This window comes from Vreelandella venusta, from assembly GCF_015689495.1.
GTDB lineage: Bacteria > Pseudomonadota > Gammaproteobacteria > Pseudomonadales > Halomonadaceae > Vreelandella > Vreelandella venusta.
In genome coordinates, this window is record NZ_CP065135.1 from 742698 (window position 1) to 766746 (window position 24049).

Genomic DNA, 24049 nt, shown 5'->3' on the forward strand with positions numbered 1-24049 from the left:
TGGGAGGGGACGTTTTGGTCTTGTGCTGGTTCTTGCACGTAGTTCTTGTACTGCGTATACAGGAACTGTGTGTACAGGAAATAGCCAGACGCCGCCCGATTGGGCGGCGTCTATGTTAGTGCTAATAGTTTTTAAATCAGCGACTCCAAACAGGATTCAATAATATCCAGCCCTTCGTTGAGCACGCTGTCTTCAATGGTGACGGGCATCAAAAAGCGAATCGTATTGCCGTACATGCCGCAGGAAAGTAGGATCAACCCTTCTTCACGGGCTTTCTTACACAGCGCTGCGGCCAGTTCCGGATTGGGCGTACGGTCCGTTTTGTTCGAGACCAGTTCAAATGCCGCCATCGCGCCCATGTTGCGCACATTATCAATGCAGTCGAACTTGGTTTGCCACTCGCCAAAACGCGCCGCTAATTTTTCACCCAGCGCTCGGCTTTTCTCAAGAATGTTTTCTTCCTCGAATACTTCCATTACCGCCAGTGCCGCGGCGCAGGCAGTAGGGCTGCCGGTATAGGTGCCACCCAGAGAATTAGGGCCTGAGGCGTCCATAACCTTATCGGTGCCGACAACCGCAGAGATTGGCATGCCGTCAGCCATACTTTTCGCCATGGTCATGATGTCCGGCTCAACGCCGCTGTGCTCAATGGCAAACATTTTGCCGGTGCGGCCAAAGCCAGACTGCACTTCGTCGATGATCATTAGCATGCCATGTTCATCACAAATTTCGCGGATCTTCTCCAGGAAGCTTTTAGATGCAGGATAGAAACCGCCTTCGCCAAGCACCGGCTCCAAGACAATCGCGGCGGTATCTTTTGGGTTGGCGTCGGTTTTCAGGGTCATTTTCAGGCCGCGGATAGCTTCGTCTTCGCTGACGCCGTGGTAGGGCACCGGATAAGGCGCGCGGAATACCGTGCCCGGCATCGGGCCAAAATCGCTTTGATAGGGAGCTACTTTGCCGTTCATTGCCATGGTGTAGAACGTTCGGCCGTGATAACCACCGTCAAAACAAATGACGTTAGAGCGGCCGGTGGCTGCACGGGCAATTTTAACGGCATTTTCCAACGCCTCGGCACCAGAGTTAGCCAGCATTACTTTGGCGTGGCCGCGAACTGGTACGAGGTGGCTAAGTTTTTCAGCAACTTTTACATAGCCCTCATAGGGCATCACGGTTTGGCAGGTGTGCATGAGCTTATCCAGCTGGGCTTTCACCGCAGCAACCACTTTAGGGTGACGATGCCCTACGTTCAAAACGCCAATCCCCCCCGCGAAATCGATAAAGCGGTTGCCGTCGGCGTCCCAGATCTCAGCATTCTCAGCGCGATCCGCAAAAGCAGTGGCGGGGCTGGCGGCACCCGCGGCGACATACTTCTGTTTCAGTTCGTTTAGCTCGGCGTTGCTCATGGCTCAACTCCTTTGGGTGTTGGATGTTGCCTGTGAGAAATGTGCAGTGTCACTTGCTTATGTGACAGGTTCGATCTTCATTGCTTCAGATTCGTTATATAGACGATAAAACGGAGGTAATGGGTGATAGATGACAGACAGCAGGTGACAGACAGTCGTTAAAAGACGCTGATTAAAAGATAGTAGTTAATGGAGAGTAGTTAAAAGATAATCGGTAATAGGCAGCAGGTAATCGGTTTGCATCAGTAGCTTGATGCTTTTAAGTCTGCACACACCTCTTCTCGTAAGTCTAATAATCGAAAGGTTAGGTCGGGGCCTAAGGAATTAATAGCCGGCTTGGCGTAAAAAAAGCCCTGTTGGCGAACAATGCCCGCCCGCGCTAGCCATAATGCTTCTTCGCGTGTTTCTACCCCTTCAGCAATAAGCGTTATGTTCAACTCTTTCGCCAGCAAAATGATGGAATTGAGCAGCGCTTGGCGACGCGTATCATGATCACAGTTCATCACCAGCTCACGGTCGATTTTGAGCTTATCCGGTGTTAGGTCAGTCAATAAATCTAAGTTGGCATAGCCATTGCCAAAGTCATCAAGGGCTGTTTTAAAGCCCATCTCGCGATAGACTTCGATGATATTGCGCAGGTGCTGGCGGTCACGCACGCGTTCGGTTTCAGTGATTTCAAAAATTAGCCGCTCCATTGGCCATCCAGCGCGTCGAGAAATATCAAGCGTTGCTTGAATGCAGGCTTCCGGTTCGTAAACAGCATTGGGTAAGAAGTTGATTGATAACGCCGTTGGCATATTCAAAGCGCTTGCCATCTCTATCGCTTTAACGCGACAAGCTTGATCAAATCGATACAGTAGACCGTCAGTCACCTGAGAAATAACGCTCCAGGCAGATTCGCCATTAGGCCCTCGGACAAGTGCCTCATGTGTCACCACACGAGCAAGTGACACGTCCACAATCGGTTGAAAAGCCATTGTAAAATTAAAAGGAAGGTCCCCCTCGCATCGCTTACAGCTACCGTCTACCCGTGCGCAGTGACCCATGAAATCCCCCTATAGCAGCGCGCCAAGTTACCTTCTGACCAATTTACGTTAGCCATTGTCGGTCAATTTAAAGTTTTTAACTATCTAATCATAGCGGAAAGGCGTTTAGTCGCTTGCTAACTTTGTATATAGGTTTTGTATAGAAGCTTATGGGAAGGCTGAGACGAAAAAAGCGCCCGAGCGGGCGCTAAGATCAATCGCTAAGTAGATAGTAGATACGCAAAGTGGGAGACGGACGAGTGTTAAATAATGCCCGCTTGTTGCAGAGCGTGACGCTGTTCGCTGGTAATGCCAAGCTCGTCAAGTACCTGTTGCGTGTGCTCGCCCAGTGAAGGGGGGGGAGTCTGGGCGCTGATGGACTCGCCGTTGATACGGATAGGGTTCGCGACTAAGTCGACATGGCCTGCTTGGCTGTGGGGGAGCGTTTGTTTCAAGCCACGTGCTTTAACATGGGGGTCGTCAAAAACGCGATCCAAGGTGTTGATTGGCCCACTAGGAACACCGGAGGCTTCAAAGGCAGCCAGCCATTCATCGGTTTTCTGCGTTAGTAATACGGCTTCCAGTAGAGGAGCCAATACAGTGCGGTGCTGCACTCGTGCGCCGTTGGTGGCGAATCTTGGGTCTAGCGGCAGTGCCGGCTGATCAATTACCTGGCAGAAGCGCTTAAACTGCTCGTCATTACCGACGGCAACAATCATATGGCCATCGGCAGTGGCAAACGCTTGGTAGGGAACGATATTGGGATGTGCATTCCCCAGCCGCTGAGGTATTTGGCCGGAGGTTAAGTAGTTAAGGGCTTGGTTCGCCAGTACGCCCACCTGCACGTCCATCAATGCCATATCAATATGGCATCCAACGTTGCTATCGCGGCGCTGATAAAGCGCTGCCAGCACGGCGTTGGCGGCATATAGGCCGGTAAAAATATCGGTAAAGGCAACGCCGATTTTGACGGGGCCACCACCGGGCTCATGATCAGGCTTGCCGGTTAAGCTCATAATGCCGCCCATTGCCTGAATCATGAAGTCGTAACCGGCGCGGTGTGCGTAAGGGCTTTCCTGGCCAAAGCCGGTGATTGAGCAGTAGATAAGCCGAGGATTCAGTATCTTCAGGCTCTCGTAGTCCAGGCCGTACTTTTTCAAACCGCCCACTTTGAAGTTTTCAAGCAACACATCGGAGGTGGCGACGAGCTGTTTAATCAATGCCTGGCCTTCCGGCTTGGCTATATCGACGGTGACCGAGCGCTTGCCTCGATTGGCGCATAGATAGTAGGCCGACTCTGAACTGCCAGAGAGCCATGGAGGGCCCCAGTGGCGAGTATCATCGCCGCTGACGGGGCGCTCTACCTTGATCACATCAGCCCCCATGTCTGCGAGCATTTGCCCGCACCACGGGCCAGCCAGTACGCGTGAAATGTCGATTACTTTGATGCCTGCTAGTGGCTTGGCTGTTGTGCTCATTAGGTGCCTCACTTGTTGCTCGCCGTTTAGAAAAATGCCTGAATGCCGGTCTGGGCACGGCCCAAGATTAAGGCGTGGACATCGTGAGTACCTTCGTAGGTGTTTACCGATTCTAAGTTCACCATATGGCGAATAACGCCGTACTCATCGGAAACGCCGTTGCCGCCGTGCATGTCGCGAGACTGGCGAGCGATATCCAGCGCTTTACCACAGTTGTTGCGTTTGATGAGTGAGATCATCTCCGGTGCCCAATTGCCACTATCCATCAGGCGTGCTACTTGAAGCGCTGCTTGCAAGCCAAGAGTAATTTCGGTTTGCATATCTGCCAGTTTCTTCTGGATCAACTGATTTGCAGCCAGCGGGCGGCCAAACTGTTTGCGGTCTAAGGTGTATTGGCGTGCGGCATGCCAACAGAACTCAGCGGTGCCCATAACGCCCCAGGCAATGCCAAAACGCGCTTTATTCAAACAACCGAAAGGTCCTTTTAAACCGCTAACGTTAGGCAATAGGTTTTCTTCAGGGACAAAGGCATTGTCGAGTACGATTTCACCGGTGATGGAGGCACGAAGTGACACTTTGCCTTCAATTTTGGGGGTGCTGAAGCCTTCGGTACCGCGCTCAACAATAAAGCCTTTGATTTGATTATCGTGGGCGGCGGACTTTGCCCAAACCACCGCAATATCGGCAATCGGGCTGTTGGTAATCCACATTTTGGCCCCGGTTAAGCGGTAGCCGCCGTCGACTTTTTCTGCCCGCGTGATCATTGAGCCAGGGTCTGAGCCATGGTCAGGTTCGGTTAAGCCAAAACAGCCGACCATTTCTCCGCTGGCGAGCTTAGGTAAGTATTTATGCTTCTGCTCTTCAGAGCCATAGGCTTCAATCGGATACATCACTAATGATGACTGCACGCTCATCGCTGAGCGATAGCCTGAATCAACGCGCTCTACTTCACGGGCAATCAGTCCGTAGGCCACATGGTTCACGCCTGAGCCGCCATATTCAGGAGCGACGGTTGCACCCAGCAGGCCAAGCTCGCCCATCTCGCTCATGATCTCACGATCAAAGCGCTCTTCACGAAAAGCACTCAGCACACGTGGCTGCAGGTTTTCCTGGCAGTAGTCGTGAGCGGCATCACGAATTTGACGCTCTTCATCGGTGAGTTGGTGTTCGAGCAGCAGCGGGTCGTCCCAGTTGAAGCGGGTCATGGCGTGAACTCCTACATAGTCATTTTGATATGATCCAATGTATCGTCGTTTTCTTGAAATATCTACATTTTAAAATAAACAATTTAATTAATCCCACGTTCCTTGAGAACACGGGTAATGATCGGCACGGGCGTCATTAAGTGATCACGCATGAGGTTAGCCGCTTGTTCTGTATCACGAGCCAGGATGACGTCTACCAAGGCGGCATGCTCTTGTCTTTTGATTTCAAGTGCCTGGGGAGACATCACCGTTTCCTGCAGCCACAGGTGGCGGTAGCGTTCTACCTGATCAAACAGTGTGTCGCGCATCTGTAACAGGTGTGGCGAGTTGCAGCCGCTAGCAATAGCGGTATGAAATGCCTTATGGCGCAAATCCCAGCCATCGAGCAGCTCATCAGGGGAGCTTACTTCAGTCACTTTAGCTAGCCGATGAGCAGTGGCGAGGACATTGGCTTCCCAGTCGTCGTCACCGCGCTCAATGGCCAGGCGCAAAATCAGACCTTCTAACTGAGCGCGTGCGTCGTAAATATCATTCAGCTCGGCCAGCGACATGGGGGCAACGCGATAACCACGCTGGCTAATCGCAATCACCAAGCGGTCGGCAACTAGTTGGGAAAGCGCTTCGCGTAGTGGACCGGTACTGGCGCCGTAATACTCCTTTAGGCGGCTCATTAGCAGCTTCTCTTCAGGTGCATAACGGCCGCGAATAATGTCGTGCTTCAGGGCGCGATAGGCACTGATGGCTAGGTTCGGGCGCGGCGCATCGTGCTCCATGGTATCTCCTTAGGCCAACGTTGGACGTGGCGATCTGCATTAACTAATCACTATTATCAATAAATTTTAGACATTTGGCATAGGTAACGATATTTATACAGGGTTTATCAGCGCATAGCGTTGCATTAGCATCTCACGCTAATGCCGTGCTAACGTCATTGCACCGCGTTTGCTTGCCGTTTACGGTAACCAGAGGCAGGGACTTCACAGCGCCTTATCGTCAACCATACTTATAAGTCCAACAGGACGGAGGAACCGCTTATGCGAACTCTCAAATATACAGTGGCAGCATCCATGTTGGCTGTTGCACTGCCAGCCAGTGCGCAACAGCTTTCAATCGCGACCGGCGGTACCGGCGGGGTTTATTACCCGATCGGCGGCGGCTTTGCTGAGATGATTAATAACCATATTGAAGGCGCTCAGGCGACGGCTGAGGTTACCGGTGCCTCCGTCGAAAATATGGGGCTGATCATGCGCGTCGACGCCGATTTGGCGCTAGCGCTGGCTGATACGGTTTATCAGGCTTATAACGGCAGTGGCGATTTTGACGGTCGTCAGATTGAAAACACCCGTGCACTGGCCTCTGTTTACCCGAATGCAGTGCAGTTGGTAACGCTGGCTGAGTCGGATATCGAGACTATCGCTGACTTGGCCGGGAAGCGGGTGTCTGTTGGTGCACCAGGTAGTGGCACTGAGCTAAATGCGCGTGCCTTATTGGAAGCCAATGGCATTAGTTATGAAGATTTTACCCCTCAGCGGCTCAATTTTAACGAAACTGCAGATGCCATTCGTGATGGTGATATCGACGCCGGCTTTTGGAGCGTTGGCCCTCCCACCAGTTCTATTCTTAACCTTGCCGCTACCCGTGATATCCGCTTGATCGGCCTCTCGGATGAAGAGGTTGCCAACGCACAGGAGGCGGAGGCGGTGTTCGCGCCCTACGAGCTGGCAGCGGGTATGTATGACGGTATGGACGAGTCTGTTCAGACTATCGGTATTCCTAACGTCTTGGTGGTGAATTCTGATATGGACGAAGAGCTCGCCTACCAACTGACTCAACTGCTGTTTGAAAACACCGATGAGTTAATTGCTGTTCATCCTGCCGCCAACGACACCACCATTGAGTTCACCATGAACTCTACGCCTGTGCCGTTGCACCCGGGTGCGATTCGCTACTTTGAAGAAGTAGGAGCGGATATTCCTGATCGTCTGCGCCCTTAACGATTAAAGGGTCTTGCCATAAGACATTGCCATAAGGATATTGCCATGCAGTGGCAACAACGACTGATGGCGCTACTTTTTGCATGTCTACCGCTCGCCGAAGTGGGGGCTTCCCCCGCTTCGGCGAATGCGTCTATGCGGTTAGCTGTAGTGACTGAACAAGGCGATGTTCTGGTGGATGAGCTGGTGCCTTCAGAAGGGCGCTGGTGTATCCAGTGGCGGCACTCTGTTGAGCACTTTACGGTACTGGATTGTTATCGCAATGCGGCAGGCGTTATGCAACTTGAACGTAGTCATCAACCAGACTTTGCCGCAGGGCTTGGTCATATATTTGGTCGTGGGGAGCAGGTCTCAGACGGTGAGGGCGGTTATTGGATTAATGCTATTCATGAGCCAGTAGCAAATAACCGTTATGCATTAAGAGTTGGTTCTTCTGCCGTCAATCACCAAGTGGTGTGGCCGAATGGTGAGCATTCACCGGTGAGTTTAAGTGAGTACGCAGCCGGGCAACGTGTGATTATCCAATTATTATCACCTAGCACTGCTCCGCGTGAATAAAAACGATAGTAGTTAACGCTTCCGAGGACGCTCATGAACGAATCCACTCCGCCGCCGGTCGTGATGCCCGGCGCGAATGCGATGCAGCCCCGCATGGTTCTGTGGTGTATCACCGTGGTTGCGGTGGGGCTTTCACTCTTCCAGCTATATTCTGCTGGTATCCAGCCCCTTGGGCTTTTCTATCAGCGCAGTATTCACTTAGCGTTGATTATGTTGCTGGCATTTTTGATGTTTCCTGTGTTTGGGCCAACGCGCAAACGCGGAGTACTGGGGTGGGGCATTGATCTAATTTTCTTTGCTGGGGCTTTAACCACCGGTGGCTATCTGGTGCTCTTTTTAGATGAGATTATCAATCGAGCCGGCTTCTGGAGTGACACCGATATTTTAGTGGCCTGTATTGCGACGGTTACTGTGTTGGAAGCAAGTCGGCGAGCCGTTGGGTTTGGCATGACGGTGATTGGCCTGCTTGCCATTATTTACGCATTTGCAGGGCCTAGGGGCGAACTGCCATGGCTAGGCGAATGGATGCCCGGCATTTTAGAGCATCGTGGCTATACCTTGGAGCGCGTCGCAGGGCAGCTCTATTTAGGACAAGAAGGCATTTTTGGTTTGCCTTTAGGAGTTGCAGCGACCTACATCTTTATATTTGTGCTCTTTGGTGCCTTTTTGGAAAGCACTGGCGCGGGCAAGTTTTTTATTGATATGGCCTATGCGGCCACTGGTCGCCAGCGGGGCGGCCCTGCGAAAGCCGCCGTGCTGGCTTCGGCGGGTATGGGCTCTATTTCGGGTAGTGCGATTGCCAACGTGGTGACCACCGGGGCATTTACCATTCCGCTGATGAAAAAGCTGGGCTATCAGCCAAAGCAGGCGGGAGGAATAGAAGCAGCCGCTTCTACCGGTGGACAAATTATGCCGCCTTTAATGGGGGCAGGGGCGTTTTTAATTGCTGAATATACCAACACGCCCTATTTGGAAATCGTTAAAGTCAGCATTTTGCCGGCGATTATGTACTTTGCAACGGTGTATCTATTTGTCCATATCATTGCATTGAAGCAGGGGATGCAGGGATTGGCGAAAAGCGAGCTGCCGCAAATGCGCCAAGTTATGAAAGATGGCTGGCACTTTCTGCTTCCTCTCGCGGTGCTAGTGTGGCTGCTAGCGATGAGTATGTCGCCAATGCGCGTTGGCTATTACGCCGTAGTCACTATCATCGCTGTGGCGGTGCTTCGTTATGCGCTTTGGTACTTCTTTATTGCTCCCAAGCAAGGCCAGCCGGTCACCATGAGTCGCACCAAAGATGTGGTGTGGGCGGGGCTGGTTAAGCTGGCTCAGGGGCTGGAGTTGGGGGCGCGGAATGCCGTTGCGGTTTCTATGGCTTGTGCCGTGGCCGGGATTATTGTCGGCGTTGTGGGCCTGACAGGGCTAGGATTGAAGTTTTCCTCAATGATGCTGGCTTTTTCTGGCGGCAACCTAGTGTTGGCGTTGGTGATGGTACTGCTGGCAAGCTTGATTTTGGGGATGGGGCTGCCGGTTACCGCGAGCTATATTGTCTTGATTGTACTGGTGGGTCCGGCGTTGACCGCTGAATTTGGGGTGCCGCTACTGATTGCTCACTTAGTGGTGTTCTGGTACTCCCAGGACTCTAACGTGACGCCACCTATCGCCCTGGCCGGTTTTGCAGGGGCAGCAATTGCAGGCAGTAAACCCATGGAGACTGGCTTCCAAGCTTGGAAATTTGCTAAAGGTCTCTATTTAATTCCGCTATTTATGGTGTTTAATCCAGAAATCATTGTCGGTGGCCCCGTGCCAGTGGTGGTTTGGAATGCGCTGATTGCTATTCTGGCACTGTGTGCGTTTGCTGCCGCGCTTGAAGGTTATCTGTTTACCAGAATGTCTTGGCTACCGCGTTTGGCGATTGGCGGCGCTATCGTTGGCGTATTTTATCCGAATCTGCTAACTGAAATGGCTGGGGTAGTGGTGATGATTGCCGCGATTAGTGCTAACTGGTTTGCCAGCAAGCGAGAACGTCTGTCGATGAATGGCTAATCGTAGGACATTAATGTACGCCATAAAAAAGCCCGGAGACCATTAGGTTTCCGGGCTTTTGCTTTGTGCAGGTACGGCTTAGAAAATGGACTCTGCGGTACCAGACCCCTGCGAGCCACTCGCTTCTTCCAGTTCACGACTAATGCGACGTTGCTGGTAGCCGGGAAGATGGTCACGGTGGAAAATCTCCGAAATGCCGCCTGACTGACCATCCGCCAAGCGATATCCGGTGGAGGGGTCTACCCGTGCGCTAACAACAGTATCCGGGCGTTCGGGGATCGCTGAGGGGGTGCCTTCTAGTGCATCGCCCATAAAGTCAACCCAGATAGGCAGTGCTGCGTTAGAGCCATATTCAGCGGTGGACTCGTTGCTATCTTTGCCTACCCATACGGTGGTGACTAAGTCGCTGTTAAAGCCTGCGAACCAAGCATCACGCTGGTTATTGGTGGTGCCCGTTTTGCCGACGATATCGTCGCGGTTCAGGCTAAGAGCACCACGACCGGTGCCAGACGTAATGACGTCACGCAGCATGTCGCGCAGAATATAGACAGCAGCAGGGTCAGCGACCCGAGCAGCTACAGGGTACTCTTTGCCGTCGATTTCAACTGTTTCCTGCCCCTCTGCGCAGCTAGGGCAGGCAACCTGAGGCGTTGCTTCATCAACAAGTTCCTCATCATCGTTACGCGTTACGCGTTCGATAAACCATGGCGCGACCTGAAAACCACCGTTGGCAAGAACGGAATACGCGTTGGTCATTTCCAGTGGCGTTAAACTGGCGCTGCCCAAGGCGAGAGACAGCCCGCGTGGTAGGCGGTCGGGGGAGAAGCCAAATCCTTCTAGATAGCGAATAGTATGATCCAATCCCGTCGCTTGAAGCACACGAATGGTAACCAAGTTACGCGAACGAGCAAGCGCTGTTCTCAAGCGCATCGGGCCTAGGAAATCACGGCTTGAATTGACTGGACGCCATAATGAATTACTACCGTCGTCTAGTACGACGGGGGAATCATTGACCACGCTTGCTGCATTCATACCGCCATCTTCTAAGGCTGCAAGATAGATGAACGGTTTAAAGATGGAACCAGATTGACGTTGGGCCTGGATGGCACGGTTGAACTTACTGGCATTAAAATCAAACCCGCCTTGTAAGGCTAAAATAGCGCCAGTGCGAGGATCTTGTGCAACCAAGGAACCTTCGGCGTCGGGGCGCTGCGACAAGCGTAGCGATCCATCTTCGTTTTCAATCACGCGGACTAAGTCGCCGCGAACCGCAATTTGATCTGCGCTACTTGGTTCGGCACCACGACTGCGTGGGCTCAAATAGGGGCGTGCCCAGTTCAGGCCGCTCCAGGCAATCGTTTGCAGTTCGCCACCGCGCGTAAGTACCTGCATTTCACGGCCACTGCTCTCAACCACAATCGCCGGCTGAAGTAGGCCATAGTTGGGTGTGCGCTCTAATACTTGTAACCAGTTGCTGACGTCGCCATCGACACCCTCAACTTGTGTTTGGCTGCGCTCAGCTGCTTGGCGGGCCGTTTGACGAATTTCCGGTGATTCTGCAAGTTCCTCTTCGAGCCCTTGAGTAGCAGTTTGCTCTTGAGCTTCTACCAAGCTTGCTGCGATATCTTGCTGTTCTGAGCCGCGCCAGCCATGGCGAAGGTCGTAAGCCAGCAGACCATTTGCTAATGCTTGGTGCGCATAGGGCTGTATTTCGCTATCAATCGTGGTGTAAATCCGGTAGCCACCGGTATACGCCTTATCTCCAAATCGTTCGATGGCATATTGGCGAGCCATTTCTGAAACATAAGCCGCGTCGACTTCGGTTTGGGTGTAGTGCCGACGAGCTGTCACCGGTTCCTGTACAGCCGCTAGGTAAGCCTCATTATCGATATGCCCTAGCTCGCGCATGCGGAATAGAATCCAGTTGCGGCGAATCAGCGAGCGTTCAGAATTAGCCAGTGGGTTAAAGGCTGAGGGGGCTTTAGGAAGTCCCGCGATCATTGCCGTTTGAGCCAGCGTTAATTCAGTCAATGGCTTGTCATAATACGTTTCTGATGCGGCTGCGATGCCATAGGCGCGATGACCGAGAAATATCTTATTAACGTAGAGCTCGAAGATTTCGTCTTTATCAAGAATCTGCTCCATTTGCAGGGCTAGCAGAATCTCGCGAATTTTACGCGTGAACGTCTGGTCAAGCGTCAGCATATAGTTACGCGCAACCTGCATGGTAATGGTCGAGCCACCTGACTGAATGGAGCCGCCACTCTGAACCAGTTCAACCGCTGCCCTGGCGATACCCCGAGGATCAACGCCTGCATGATCAAAGTAACTGGCATCTTCCGCTGCGATCAGCGCGTTGATCATATCCTGTGGGATATCAGCAAAGTCGACGGGCATGCGGCGCTCTTCGCCAAATTCACCAATGAGTTTGCCATCATTGGTGAAGATGCGAAGCGGTGTATGTAGCTCGAAATCTTGCAACTGACGGACATCAGGCAGGCCTGGGGAAAAATAGATAGCGGCACCCACCACTGCCAACACGGTGGCGCCAATGAGCGCAACGATTAGCGAAAAAAGTGACAGGATGAGGGTTCGAAAAAACATCATGAACAGAGTGCACCCGTGAAAAGGAGAACAGACACGGTAACTAAACGACCGTATCACGCAATTGGTTGCCATTATAGGAAGGCGAGGCAGCAGTCACCAGTGTTGATATGCCGTAATGTCATTCGCGTGTGACTTCACTAAAAATCATGTAACCTCAAAATTCGCACGATAGGCAGGCGGAGCCGAACTAAACATGCGATTACTCAAGCCTGGTAAAGGGTTGATTGGCGTCGATATCACATCGGCAACCGTCAAGCTGTTAGAGCTCAAACAGTATAACGATAACTACCAAGTAGACAGCTACGCTGTTCAACCGCTGCGCGAAGGTGCCGTTGTTGAGCGCCGCATCCGCGACATTAATGAAGTGGCGAATGTGCTCCGGCGTACGGTCGAGCGCGCAAAGCCCCTTACGCGTAAAACAGCAGTGGCCGTTCCGGCGAGCGCTGCTATTGCGAAAACGCTTATTTTTCCTGCTTCGTTAAGCGAAGAGGAAATCGAAGAGCGCATAATCGCCGAATCTGACCGCTATATTCCCTTTCCGTTCAGTGAGGTGGCGTTTGATTTTCAGTGCCTAGGTCCTGCTCCTTTCGATGAAGGCCAGCAAGAAGTTGTTTTAGTCGCGTGTCGTCAGCAAGACGTGACTCTGTTGACCGAAACGCTAGAGCGTGCGGGACTAGAGCCTGTCGCTGTCGATGTAGAGACGTTCGCTCTAGAGCGCGTATTGGCCGAACTGCGCAGGCAATCAAGTGTGGAAAATGATCCAGCTGCTTGTGTAGGGCTATTCGATATCGGGGCCAATATGAGCGCTTTCCATGTCGTGCGGGGTGGGCACATTGTTTATAGCCGTGATACGGCGTTTGGTGGACGCCAGCTAACAGAGGACATCCGCGACTATTACCACATGAACATCGCTGAGGCCGGAGTTGCTAAAAAGCGTGGCGGTCTTCCAGACGACTACCAAGAGAAAGTGCTCACTCCTTTTCTAGACACGCTGGTACAGCATGGGAGACGCTCGCTGCAGCTTTATTACACTGTCGGTCGTCAGCATGAAGTACAACATACGGTACTCGCGGGTGGTTCAAGTGTCATTCCAGGCCTCGCTGAGCGTATTGCTGATGATAGTGGCATGTCGGTAAGTATTGCTAACCCATTTCAACGTTTGCGCATTAACAAAAGGCTAAGTGAAGAAGCGTTAAATAATGATGCCCCAGCGATGCTAACGGCGGGTGGGTTAGCGATGCGAGTTAGCCAATGAGCATTAATATTAATCTTTTACCCTGGCGCGAGGGGTGGCGAGCGAGACAGACGCGACAGTTTTATAGCGTTATGTTGTTTGTGTTGCTGCTGGGCGTGGCATCTGGTGTTGTGGTGTTGCACTTCTACCAGCAGCAGTTAGCTGCCCAGCAACAGCGTAATGCCCATATCTCTACTCGTATTGAGCAGCTAGGCAATGAAATCGCTGATGTACGACGCTACCAAGGCGATATTGAGCGTTTGGAAGAGCAGCTGACGCTGTTTCACATGCTTAACAACGAACGCATAAGTACAGTAAGGCTGTTTAACGATATTGCCGCTAGCGTCGCGGATGGGGTTGTCTATCAGCGCCTGTCTCGTAGCGGTCAGCGAGTTAGACTTTCAGCAGTTGCCATCAATGAACGCCAGGTCTCTGAGCAACTACGCCAAATTGCAGCTATTCCAGGGTTGGACGTACCGCTATTTTCTGAAGTTGCTAGTGGCCAAGATGGCAGTCTGCGTGTTTTTCAGTTTGAGGTAAGACAACTGTCTCCTGAAGAAGCTGTTTCCATGGAGAAAGCGCCATGACGTCTATTCGTGACAGCATTAAAATTAGCTGGCTGCACTTGCGAAACGTTGAATGGCAGACGTTGGATATCAAAGAAGCGGGTGGGTGGCCCTGGCTGCTTAAAGCCCTAATAGCATTACTTGTTTTTTTAGTTGCTCTACTGGGTATCAACTGGTGGCTGGTGAGTGAGGTTCGCGATTCGCTGGCAGCAGAGCAGCGACAAGAGGAGCGTCTGTTGGGTGAGTATCGACGTAAGGCTTCTGAAGCAGCTTCTCTGTCGGACATTCGCAGCCAGTTGATTAGCCTTGAAGATCAAATGGTGCAAATGCAGGCGATGCTGCCTACCAGCGCAGAAATTCCTTCTTTATTAGATAGTATCAGTGACGCTGCTATCGAGAATCGACTTACCATTGAAACTATCCGTTTGCGGCCTACGGTGATTAACACGCACTATATTGAGCACCCTTTGGATATACAGGTGCGCGGTGATTACCATGCTTTGGCACACTTTGTTGCGGATATCAGCGATTTGGCGCGGATTATTACCCAGCATGATTTAACCCTAGTGCCTGCTGCTCAGGGTAGCAACATGTTACGGATGTCGCTGCTTGCACGCACCTATAGCAACAAGGCTGCGCCATGAAGCGTTTGGTCGTCCTGCTATGTATTGCTGGCCTGGCTGGCTGCAGCGACCCCCAGCTAGGGCGGTTAGATCAAACCCTTGCAGACATACGTCATGCTGCTGATGGGAAAGCGCCCGAGGTGATGGAGACTTTGCCAGCGTATCAGCCGCTTGATTATCGCTTTAGTGATACGCGCAGTCCCTTCTTGGCGCCGCAGGAGGTGCGCGAAAACGTATTAGCAGTGGCGCAGGCAATGAGCGAGCTTGCTCCTGATCAGCCGCGCGCTCAAGAGCCTTTGGAACGTTTCCAACTCCAGTCATTGCGTTTAGTGGGTACGCTGCGTATGGGGGAGCAGCAGGTTGCATTGATCGAGCCTCCCGAGGGGGAGGTGATTAGCGTTCGAGAGGGTGATTATTTAGGCACTAACAACGGTCTTATTAACCAGATTGGCCCCCAGGGAATCACTATTGTTGAACGTGTTTTTAGCCCTCAGCAAGGGTGGCAACAGCGCCAGATAACGCTCACCCTTGAAGAATAGCTTGTTCACTCGCTATCAGATATGGATATCGCTTATGGCTGCTATATGTTGTCGAACCTTGCTGTTATTAATTATGGTCGTGCCATCGGTCTGCATGGCATCGCTGCTTACTAATGTCGATGTGCGCCAAACCAATAATGGTGACGTAGAGCTAGTGCTGCAGTTCAGTGGCGGCGTTGCCCAGCTAAGCGGCTATCGACTAGATGCACCTCCTCGTTTAGCGCTGGATTTGGCAGAGACACAAAGTGCGATTGCCCAACGCCGTATCGTCGTTAGTAGTGGTATTGTAGAACAAGTGACGGTGTTAGAAGGCAGTGGGCGGACGCGTCTCGTGGTTGATTCGAATGCGCCTCTTGGTTATACGGCACGAGCGATTGGTGAACAGTTAATAGTCACCCTAGCATCAGGTGGTTCTGTATCGTCGACACCTCAAGCGGCTAACGCTATCCAGACTTCCGAGTCTCTCCAGGGGCCGCGTGTTGAAAATCTTGATTTTCGGCGTGGAGGCGATGGTGCCGGACGTCTAGAGGTCACATTTGATCGTGCTGGTGTGGTTACTCATGTGCGTGAAGGCAGTGGGGGGAGCGTTATAGCGGAGCTGCGTAATGTGGTGCTGCCTAATGCGTTTAACCAGGTTTACGATGTCACCGATTTTGCGACGCCGGTTAGCCGTATTACCCCTTATCTTGGGGACCGTGATGTGCGGCTGGAGCTGCACACTAACGGCCCTTTCGCGATGGTTTCATCGCAAAATGGGCGTACGTTAACGATTGAAGTGCAGCCAGTTAGCCAAGTTACACAGCAGCCAGAACAGCAGGGAATATCTTTCACTGGAGAGCGGCTAAGCCTGAATTTTCAAGATATTGAAGTGCGTGCAGTGCTGACTACCCTGGCAGAGTTTACTGGCCTGAACCTAGTAGCCAGTGATAGCGTTTCCGGACGCATTACGCTTAACTTAAACGATGTTCCCTGGGATCAAGCGCTAGCGCTGATCTTGCAAAGCCAAGGGCTGGCAAGCCGAAAGCAGGGTAATGTGATCGTTGTGGCGCCTGCCAGCGAGCTAGCGGCTCTTGAACGACAAGAGATAGAAGCTCGCAACCAGCGCCAAACGCTTGCACCGTTGGTCACTGAGTTTGTTGAAATAAAATATGCTCGCGCCGAAGACCTAGCTCAACTGTTGCGTGGCGGCGATGGCTTTGGGCTGTTAACCGCCCGGGGGCGAGTTAGTATTGATCAGCGTACTAACATGCTACTGGTACAAGATACGGCAGAGCAGGTGCGCGCTATTATCGCTACTTTGAATCGCTTGGATGTCGCCGTCCGTCAGGTGCAAATTGAGGCAAGAATTGTCATTGCCCGGGATACGGCGTCCCAGGAGCTGGGGATTAACTGGGGTGTGTCGAGCACCCGCGGCTTTTTAGAAAACGATGATGGTACGTTTTCTCGACGTAACATTAACCCTAACGGCATTAACCGTGCCCAGGGTGGTCTTGCTGTAGACCTAGGCTCAACGGCGGCCGCCAGCACAGGGGTTAGTTTTGGTTATCTATCGGGAGATGTTCTGCTAGACCTTGAGCTGCGCGCGTTGGAGAGTGAGGGCAAAAGCCAGACGATATCACAGCCCCGAGTGATCACAGCTAACCAACGAACCGCTATTATTCGGCAAGGTGAAGAGCGTGCTTTTCAGAGTGTAGATACAGAGGGAAACCCTGATACAGAGTTCAAGGAGGCCGAGCTTTCCTTGGAGGTGACGCCACAAATTACTCCGGATAACCGCATCATTATGGATTTAGTGATTAAAAACGATAGCTTCCGGGAAAGTGAATTTGGCGGTGAACCGCCGATTGATACCAACCAGATAGAGACCCAAGTACTGGTCGATAATGGGCAAACGGTGGTATTAGGCGGTATTTTGACAACAGAGCAGTTGAGTCAAATAGCGAAAACACCGCTGCTAGGAGATATTCCTTGGCTGGGGCGGCTGTTCCGCTATACCGAAGAGAGCAATGAAAAGGTAGAGTTATTGGTCTTTATTACTCCACGACTACTTGATGATGGTTTGGCGGTTCGCTGATGCAAGAGTTACCCAATATTTTTTTAATTGGCCCCATGGGGGCTGGCAAGAGCACAATAGGCCGCTTACTCGCGGCTGAGTTGTCACGCTCGTTCTTTGATAGCGATCACGCCATACAAGACCGCTGTGGTGCGGATATCCCCTGGATTTTTGACGTTGAAGGTGAACCCGGCTTTCGTCAGCGCGAAAGTCAGATGATTGACGAGCTCACTCAGCTGTCCGGCGTGGTAGTAGCTACCGGCGGTGGCGCGGTGCTGCGCGAAGAGAATCGACGGGCTCTGCGGGAGCGAGGCGCCGTGGTTTATTTACTGACCACCGTTGACCAGCAACTGAAGCGCACTGCTAAAGATCGAAATCGACCGCTATTACAGTGTGATAATCGTGAACAGGTGCTAAACGACATGTTCGCCACACGAGATCCGCTGTATCGAGCGACATCGGATATTACGGTGCGCACGGATCGGCGCAGCCCTCGTGCGGTGGTTAACGAAATTCTGCGTCGTGTCCATCGCATGGTGGACCCTCTGGAAATTGCGCGGGCTCAAAGTAAAAAGGTATCACAATGACTGAAATGACAAGTGCTCAGCGTACGTTAACCGTCGCATTGGGGGAGCGTAGTTACCCGATCCATATTGGTGTTGGGCTGCTAAAGCGCGCCAATATGCTGGAGCCTTATCTCGCGGGTCAGCAGGTGATGGTCGTTACCAATGAGACTATCGCACCGCTTTATTTAGAAACGCTTTGTGCTGGTCTGCCTAGTCATTTAGATATTCGCACGGTAGTGCTGCCTGACGGGGAGCAATATAAAACCATCGAGCAGGTAAGCCGGATCTGGGATGCGCTGTTAGAGGCAGGCTTCAATCGTCGCTGTACGCTGATTGCCTTAGGGGGCGGTGTGATTGGCGATATGGTTGGTTATGCGGCAGCAGCTTATCAACGTGGCGTTGCCTTTATTCAGGTGCCGACTACGTTACTATCCCAGGTAGACTCTTCGGTGGGCGGGAAGACCGGCGTTAATCACCCGCTGGGTAAAAATATGATTGGCGCTTTTTGGCAGCCAAAAGCCGTGATCGTAGATATCGACACCTTGGCCACACTGCCTAGCCGGGAGCTGTCTGCAGGTCTGGCTGAAGTGATCAAGTATGGATTAATCCGTGATGAACGCTTCCTAAGTTGGTTAGAAGAGCATATGCAGGCGCTGCGAAGTGTTGAACCTGCGGTGATTGCTGAAGCGATTGCTCAAAGTTGCCAGATTAAAGCCGACATTGTGGCGGATGATGAGACTGAGCAGGGCGTTCGTGCGCTGCTGAACTTGGGGCACACGTTTGGCCACGCGATTGAAGCTCATCAAGGTTATGGCAATTGGTTGCATGGTGAAGCCGTTGGGGCAGGCATGGCGATGGCAGCAACGCTCTCGCATCAGCTTGGCTGGATTGATAGCAATGCACTCGCGCGTGCTAAAGCGGTTGTCGAAAGTGCTGGACTGCCACTAGCCGCGCCTGCCGGAATGTCGGTAGAGGACTTTTTAGCCCGCATGAAGTTGGACAAGAAAAATATCGATACTCGTCTACGTTTGGTGCTGCTCAATGCCCTGGGTGATGCCTGCGTCAGTGATGCTACGCCGCCTGATGTGCTGCGTGAGCTACTTCACCACTATCCGCGCGGCTAAAACTAAATATCTAAACGTATAGGCCATATAGATAAACAATCGGCAGCCTATATGGCAGCCCGTAAGGATAAGCAGTCTTGAGAGGCCGCATGGCTAAATAGTTTTAACAAACAAAGCTGCACGTAAAACCCACCATCGCGTGGGTTTTTTGTTGTCTGGCGTTAAGTGATGATCATTCCGTATGTAATCAGCATGCCTTATGCGCTATCGGCATGGGTTTTTTTGACAAATCGAGACTAAAGTCTAATTATTAAATTTTATCGTTTAAATATCGTTTAGCTGGTTTGCAAGTGGTTGAAGTTAATATGTTTTTTAATTGTCTTCGAATGCAAATGCACGATTTGACAAGGTTTTTTAAGGGTTGGCGGGTTTTGAGTGATTGCGCTACACGCAGGCAAATCGCTATGCTGAGTGACCTTTTCTTGATGCAGTGAAAGCGGGAAATGCCCTTTTTTTGATGGGCTTTAATGGATAAAAAAATAAGAAAAACCCGCTACCATAACATGAAAAAGCTGCTAAATAAATATACGTTGACTAGGGGCACGCCCATGAATAGAGGTCTTCACCAGCCTGGCGAGTTTCGCGATAACTGTGGCTTTGGCCTTATTGCCCATATGGAAGGGCAGGCCAGTCACGACTTGCTGAAAACTGCTATTGAATCACTTACCTGCATGACCCATCGCGGCGGTATTGCGGCCGACGGTAAAACCGGTGACGGTTGCGGCTTGCTGCTGAAAATGCCGGTGCAATTCATGCGCGCTGCCGCGAAGCAAGCACTTGATAAGGAGCTTGGCGAGCGTTTCGCTGTAGGCGTTATCTTTTTGCCAGATGACGATGCACGTGCCGCTCATGCTAAAGAAACCCTTGAGCGCGAACTAAGCAGCCGTGGCTTAGAGGTATTGGGCTGGCGCGAAGTGCCCACTGATTCGAGCGTATGTGGTCCGATGGCGCTGGACTGTCTACCGCGAATTGAGCAGCTGTTTGTTCAGCCGGCTGGTAGCGGAAATTTAAGCAGTGATCGCTTCGACGTCGATCTGTTTATGGCGCGCCGTTATGCAGAGCAAGCGCTACGTAGCGATGAAGACTTTTATGTTGCTTCGCTCTCATCGGAAGTTGTTTCCTATAAAGGCTTAGTTATGCCGGAAGACTTGCCGGCATTCTATAAAGATTTAAATGACCCAAGTCTGGAAACCGCCATTTGCGTGTTCCACCAGCGTTTCTCTACGAACACTGCGCCGCGCTGGCCGTTGGCTCAGCCATTCCGTCTATTGGCGCATAATGGCGAGATCAATACGATTGAGGCCAACCGCGGCTGGGCAAACTCGCGTAAAGCCAACTTTGTTAATGAGCGCCTGCCTGATATTGCTGAGCTTGAGGAAATTGTTAATACCACCGGGTCAGACTCCTCAAGCATGGATAACATGCTGGAAGTACTGTTGACTGGCGGTATGGAGCTACATCGTGCGGTGCGCATGATGGTGCCGCCTGCTTGGCAAAACGTTGAGACCATGGACGCCGAATTGCGCGCGTTCTATGAATACAACTCCATGCACATGGAACCTTGGGATGGTCCGGCCGGTGTGGTAATGACTGACGGTCGCCAAGCTGTTTGTATGCTGGATCGCAACGGCCTTCGCCCAGCACGCTGGGTGATTACCAAGAATGGCTACATTACGCTAGCGTCTGAGATTGGCACTTATGGTTATCGCCCTGAGGACGTTGTCGCTAAGGGCCGCGTTGGCCCAGGCCAGATGCTGGCGGTAGACACTCAGACCGGTGAAGTGCTGCACACCCAGGATATTGATAATCGCCTGAAGTCGGCTTACCCCTACAAGCGCTGGCTCAAGCAGGAAGCTAATTACCTAGAGTCAGCGCTGACTGAGCTTGCGCGTTTCCAGACAATGGACACTGACGCACTTAATGTTCAGCAGAAAATGTTCCAGGTGAGCTTTGAAGAGCGTGATCAGGTGCTGCGCCCGCTGGCAGAAAGTGGTCAGGAGGCGGTTGGCTCGATGGGTGATGATACCCCCATGGCGGTGCTGTCTAGTCGCCCACGTCTATTAACTGATTTCTTCCGTCAAAAGTTTGCCCAGGTGACCAATCCGCCGATCGACCCTCTTCGTGAAGCGATTGTTATGTCGCTGGAGACCTGCTGTGGTGCGGAGCTGAACGTCTTTAAGGCAACGCCTGAGCATGCCCACCGTTTGATTTTGACAACGCCTGTCCTATCTCCTCGTAAATTTACGGCGCTGGTCAGTCAGGATGACCCTGCCTTCGCTAGCCACACGCTGTCGCTCGGCTACGACCCGGAGCACACTAGTCTGCAGCAGGCAGTGACTTTACTTTGCCGAGAAGCTGAAGCGCAGGTAAAAGCGGGCAAGGTGATTTTGGTGTTGACCGATGCTGACCTTCCAAAAGGGCAGTTGCCCATTCAGGCAGCGTTGGCGGTGGGGGCTGTTCACTCTCATCTTGGTCGTTTGGCGCTGCGGCCGAATGCCAACATTGTGGTGGAAACCGGCTATGCAAGGGATGCCCATCAAATGGCCGTGCTGTTTGGTGTGGGCGCGACGGCAGTGTACCCGTGGCTCGCTTATCAGGTTATGGCCGATATGCATCGCACTGGTGAGCTAACAGGCAACCCTGCCGATGCTCGCGAGAATTACCGCAAAGGTCTGCAGAAAGGGTTGTTCAAAATTCTTTCGAAGATGGGTATCTCAACGTTAGCTTCCTACCGTGGCTCTATGCTGTTCGAAGCGGTGGGGCTATCCGACGAGATTATGGAGACCTGCTTTGTCGGCATGGCATCCCGGATTAAGGGCGCTGGCTTTGCTGAGCTGCAAATGCAGCAGGAGTTACTGGCCAAGGATGCCTGGATTGCCCGCAAAGGCATTTCTCAAGGCGGTATGCTGAAGTATGTGCATGGCTACGAATATCATGCCTACAACCCTGATGTCGTGAAGTCGCTTCAGGCGGCGGTGCAAGAAGGCAGCTACGCAAAGTGGAAAAAATTTGCTCAGTTGGTCAACGAGCGTCCGGTTGCCACTATTCGTGATTTGCTGCAGCTCAAACCTGCTGCAACGCCCATTCCATTAGAGGATGTTGAGCCGGTTGAGGCGTTGATTCCGCGCTTTGATAGCGCAGGGATGTCGCTAGGCGCGCTGTCTCCGGAAGCTCATGAGGCGTTGGCCCAAGCGATGAACGAGGCGGGCGGGCGCTCCAACTCTGGCGAGGGTGGTGAAGACCCTGCCCGCTACGGCACCATCCGTAGTTCGAAAATCAAGCAGATTGCTTCTGGCCGCTTCGGTGTTACTCCGGCCTATTTGGTCAATGCGGAAGTACTGCAGATCAAAGTTGCCCAGGGTGCCAAGCCCGGTGAAGGTGGCCAGTTGCCAGGCGGTAAAGTGAACCAGTTGATTGCCCGGCTGCGCTACGCGGTGCCAGGTGTGACGCTGATTTCACCGCCTCCACACCACGATATTTACTCGATTGAAGACTTGGCGCAGCTGATTTTTGATCTCAAACAAGTCAATCCCGATGCCCAGGTTTCCGTGAAACTGGTCTCTGAGCCAGGCATTGGCACCATTGCCACCGGTGTGGCGAAGGCCTATGCAGATCTGATCACTGTTTCTGGTTACGACGGTGGTACCGCGGCAAGCCCATTGACCTCTATCAAGCACGCGGGCTCTCCTTGGGAGCTTGGGTTACCTGAAGTGCACCAAGCGCTACGTATTAACGGCCTGCGCGATAAGATTCGCCTGCAGACTGATGGTGGTCTCAAAACGGGGCTTGATGTCGTTAAGGCGGCGATTTTGGGGGCTGAAAGCTTTGGCTTTGGTACTGCGCCGATGGTGGCATTGGGCTGTAAGTTCCTGCGTATATGCCACCTGAATAACTGCGCCACCGGCGTAGCAACGCAAGATGACTTCCTGCGTGGTGAGCACTTCCGCGGCACTGTCGATATGGTGAAAAACTACTTCCGCTTTATTGCTGAAGAAGTGCGTGAACTGATGGCGATGTTAGGGGTGCGTCAGCTGACAGATCTGATTGGTCGCACCGATTTGCTTGAAGTGTTGGAAGGCAACACGGCTGCTCAGCGTAAATTGGATCTAGCGCCACTGCTTTCGAATGATTTTGTGCCTGCAGATGCACCGCAGTTTTGTAAGGTGAGTCGTAATGTGCCCCATGACCCGGGTGCTAAGAACCAGGAAGTGTTGGCAGCACTGAAAGAGGCCATTGAAAGCCAGTCTGGAGGTGAGTTTGACTTCACTATTACTAACTGCGACCGCAGCGTAGGTGCATTGAGCTCTGGCGCAATTGCCAAACGCTACGGTGAAGATGGCCTGGAATCCGCTCCGGTCACTGCGCGCTTTACCGGGGTGGCTGGGCAAAGTTTCGGGGTGTGGAACGCCCGCGGCTTAAATCTCTATCTTGAGGGCGATGCCAACGACTACGTGGGCAAAGGCATGAATGGCGGCAGCATTGTGATTGTGCCGCCCAAGGTTAGCCAGTTTGAAAGCCATAAAACCGCCATTATCGGTAACACCTGCCTGTATGGTGCGACAGGCGGCACGCTGTTTGCTGCAGGTACTGCGGGTGAGCGTTTTGCCGTGCGCAACTCTGGCGCGACTGCTGTGATTGAAGGTGCAGGTGATCACTGTTGTGAATACATGACTGGGGGATTGGTCTGCGTATTGGGTGAAACGGGTGTTAACTTTGGCGCGGGCATGACCGGTGGTTTTGCTTACGTATTGGATGAAGACCGTACCTTTGTGGACAAGTACAACCACGAGCTGGTCGAAATTCACCGGGTCAATACCGAAGCGATGGAAGCGTATCGCCGTCATTTGCGTGAAATGATCGAAGCCTACGTTGCGGCGACAGGGTCCGCTAGAGGTGCGGCGATTCTGGAAGACTTTGGCGACTACGCGCGCCACTTCTGGCTAGTTAAGCCAAAAGCGGCAAGTTTGGGTAGTTTGCTGAATCAATCTCGGCGTCAGCCGGAATAACCCGCCAGAGTCTACGCTT

Annotated in this window: 17 protein-coding genes; 11 read left to right on the plus strand and 6 right to left on the minus strand. The window is 52.3% G+C overall.

The window, feature by feature from the left end; translation table 11 throughout:
• Window positions 1-131: 131 nt before the first annotated feature.
• The 5 genes from gabT to csiR form a co-directional block, all read right to left on the minus strand.
• Window positions 132-1406 carry a 4-aminobutyrate--2-oxoglutarate transaminase gene (gene gabT / locus IR195_RS03605; protein ID WP_171880169.1) on the minus strand — a complete coding sequence of 425 codons (1275 nt, stop codon included), beginning with the start codon at window positions 1404-1406 and terminating at the stop codon, window positions 132-134.
• Between the two features lie 242 nt (window positions 1407-1648).
• Window positions 1649-2452: an EAL domain-containing protein gene (locus IR195_RS03610; protein ID WP_206048765.1), complete on the minus strand. Its 804-nt coding sequence runs from the start codon at window positions 2450-2452 to the stop codon at window positions 1649-1651.
• Between the two features lie 242 nt (window positions 2453-2694).
• Window positions 2695-3909: a CaiB/BaiF CoA transferase family protein gene (locus IR195_RS03615; protein WP_206048766.1), complete on the minus strand. Its 1215-nt coding sequence runs from the start codon at window positions 3907-3909 to the stop codon at window positions 2695-2697.
• Window positions 3910-3935: 26 nt separating this feature from the next.
• Window positions 3936-5114 (minus strand): acyl-CoA dehydrogenase, encoded by a 1179-nt coding sequence (locus IR195_RS03620; RefSeq protein WP_125745731.1) that lies wholly within the window; start codon window positions 5112-5114, stop codon window positions 3936-3938.
• 83 nt (window positions 5115-5197) lie between these two features.
• Window positions 5198-5887, minus strand: a complete 690-nt coding sequence (gene csiR, locus IR195_RS03625) for a DNA-binding transcriptional regulator CsiR (RefSeq protein WP_038481603.1) — start codon at window positions 5885-5887, stop codon at window positions 5198-5200.
• 261 nt (window positions 5888-6148) lie between these two features.
• On the opposite strand from csiR, the gene IR195_RS03630 reads away from it, so the two are divergent.
• The 3 genes from IR195_RS03630 to IR195_RS03640 are packed head-to-tail and all read left to right on the plus strand — an operon-like array spanning window position 6149 to window position 9712.
• Window positions 6149-7108 carry a TAXI family TRAP transporter solute-binding subunit gene (locus tag IR195_RS03630; protein WP_206048767.1) on the plus strand — a complete coding sequence of 320 codons (960 nt, stop codon included), beginning with the start codon at window positions 6149-6151 and terminating at the stop codon, window positions 7106-7108.
• Between the two features lie 45 nt (window positions 7109-7153).
• Window positions 7154-7666, plus strand: coding sequence for a DUF1850 domain-containing protein (locus tag IR195_RS03635; protein WP_125745735.1), 513 nt, complete (start codon window positions 7154-7156; stop codon window positions 7664-7666).
• A 33-nt stretch (window positions 7667-7699) separates the two neighbouring features.
• A complete protein-coding gene (locus IR195_RS03640) occupies window positions 7700-9712 on the plus strand; it encodes a TRAP transporter permease (RefSeq protein WP_125745737.1) in 2013 nt (670 codons plus the stop codon).
• 78 nt (window positions 9713-9790) lie between these two features.
• On the opposite strand, the gene IR195_RS03645 is transcribed toward IR195_RS03640, so the two are convergent.
• On the minus strand, window positions 9791-12319 hold the full coding sequence (locus IR195_RS03645) for a penicillin-binding protein 1A (RefSeq protein ID WP_206048768.1): 2529 nt from the start codon (window positions 12317-12319) through the stop codon (window positions 9791-9793).
• Window positions 12320-12512: 193 nt separating this feature from the next.
• Between IR195_RS03645 and pilM the strand changes: the two genes are divergently transcribed.
• From pilM to gltB, 8 genes are all read left to right on the plus strand, one after another.
• Entirely contained in the window at window positions 12513-13574 is a 1062-nt protein-coding gene (gene pilM / locus IR195_RS03650; protein WP_206048769.1) for a type IV pilus assembly protein PilM, read from the plus strand.
• Complete coding sequence (locus IR195_RS03655; protein WP_146944688.1) at window positions 13571-14140, plus strand: PilN domain-containing protein; 570 nt, start codon at window positions 13571-13573, stop codon at window positions 14138-14140. The genes pilM and IR195_RS03655 overlap by 4 nt, the downstream gene beginning before the upstream one ends.
• Window positions 14137-14763: a type IV pilus inner membrane component PilO gene (locus IR195_RS03660; protein ID WP_206048770.1), complete on the plus strand. Its 627-nt coding sequence runs from the start codon at window positions 14137-14139 to the stop codon at window positions 14761-14763. The genes IR195_RS03655 and IR195_RS03660 overlap by 4 nt, the downstream gene beginning before the upstream one ends.
• Window positions 14760-15281, plus strand: coding sequence for a pilus assembly protein PilP (locus IR195_RS03665; RefSeq protein ID WP_125745747.1), 522 nt, complete (start codon window positions 14760-14762; stop codon window positions 15279-15281). Before IR195_RS03660 ends, IR195_RS03665 begins: the two co-directional genes overlap by 4 nt.
• Before the next feature lie 34 nt (window positions 15282-15315).
• Window positions 15316-17355 (plus strand): type IV pilus secretin PilQ, encoded by a 2040-nt coding sequence (locus tag IR195_RS03670; protein WP_206048771.1) that lies wholly within the window; start codon window positions 15316-15318, stop codon window positions 17353-17355.
• Window positions 17355-17921 carry a shikimate kinase AroK gene (aroK, locus tag IR195_RS03675; RefSeq protein WP_038481630.1) on the plus strand — a complete coding sequence of 189 codons (567 nt, stop codon included), beginning with the start codon at window positions 17355-17357 and terminating at the stop codon, window positions 17919-17921. Before IR195_RS03670 ends, aroK begins: the two co-directional genes overlap by 1 nt.
• The gene (gene aroB, locus IR195_RS03680) at window positions 17918-19024 is read left to right on the plus strand and encodes a 3-dehydroquinate synthase (protein WP_125745751.1); all 1107 of its coding nucleotides are present in this window, start codon (window positions 17918-17920) and stop codon (window positions 19022-19024) included. The genes aroK and aroB overlap by 4 nt, the downstream gene beginning before the upstream one ends.
• 548 nt (window positions 19025-19572) lie before the next feature.
• Window positions 19573-24030: a glutamate synthase large subunit gene (gene gltB, locus IR195_RS03685; protein ID WP_206048772.1), complete on the plus strand. Its 4458-nt coding sequence runs from the start codon at window positions 19573-19575 to the stop codon at window positions 24028-24030.
• The last annotated feature ends 19 nt before the right edge of the window (window positions 24031-24049 follow it).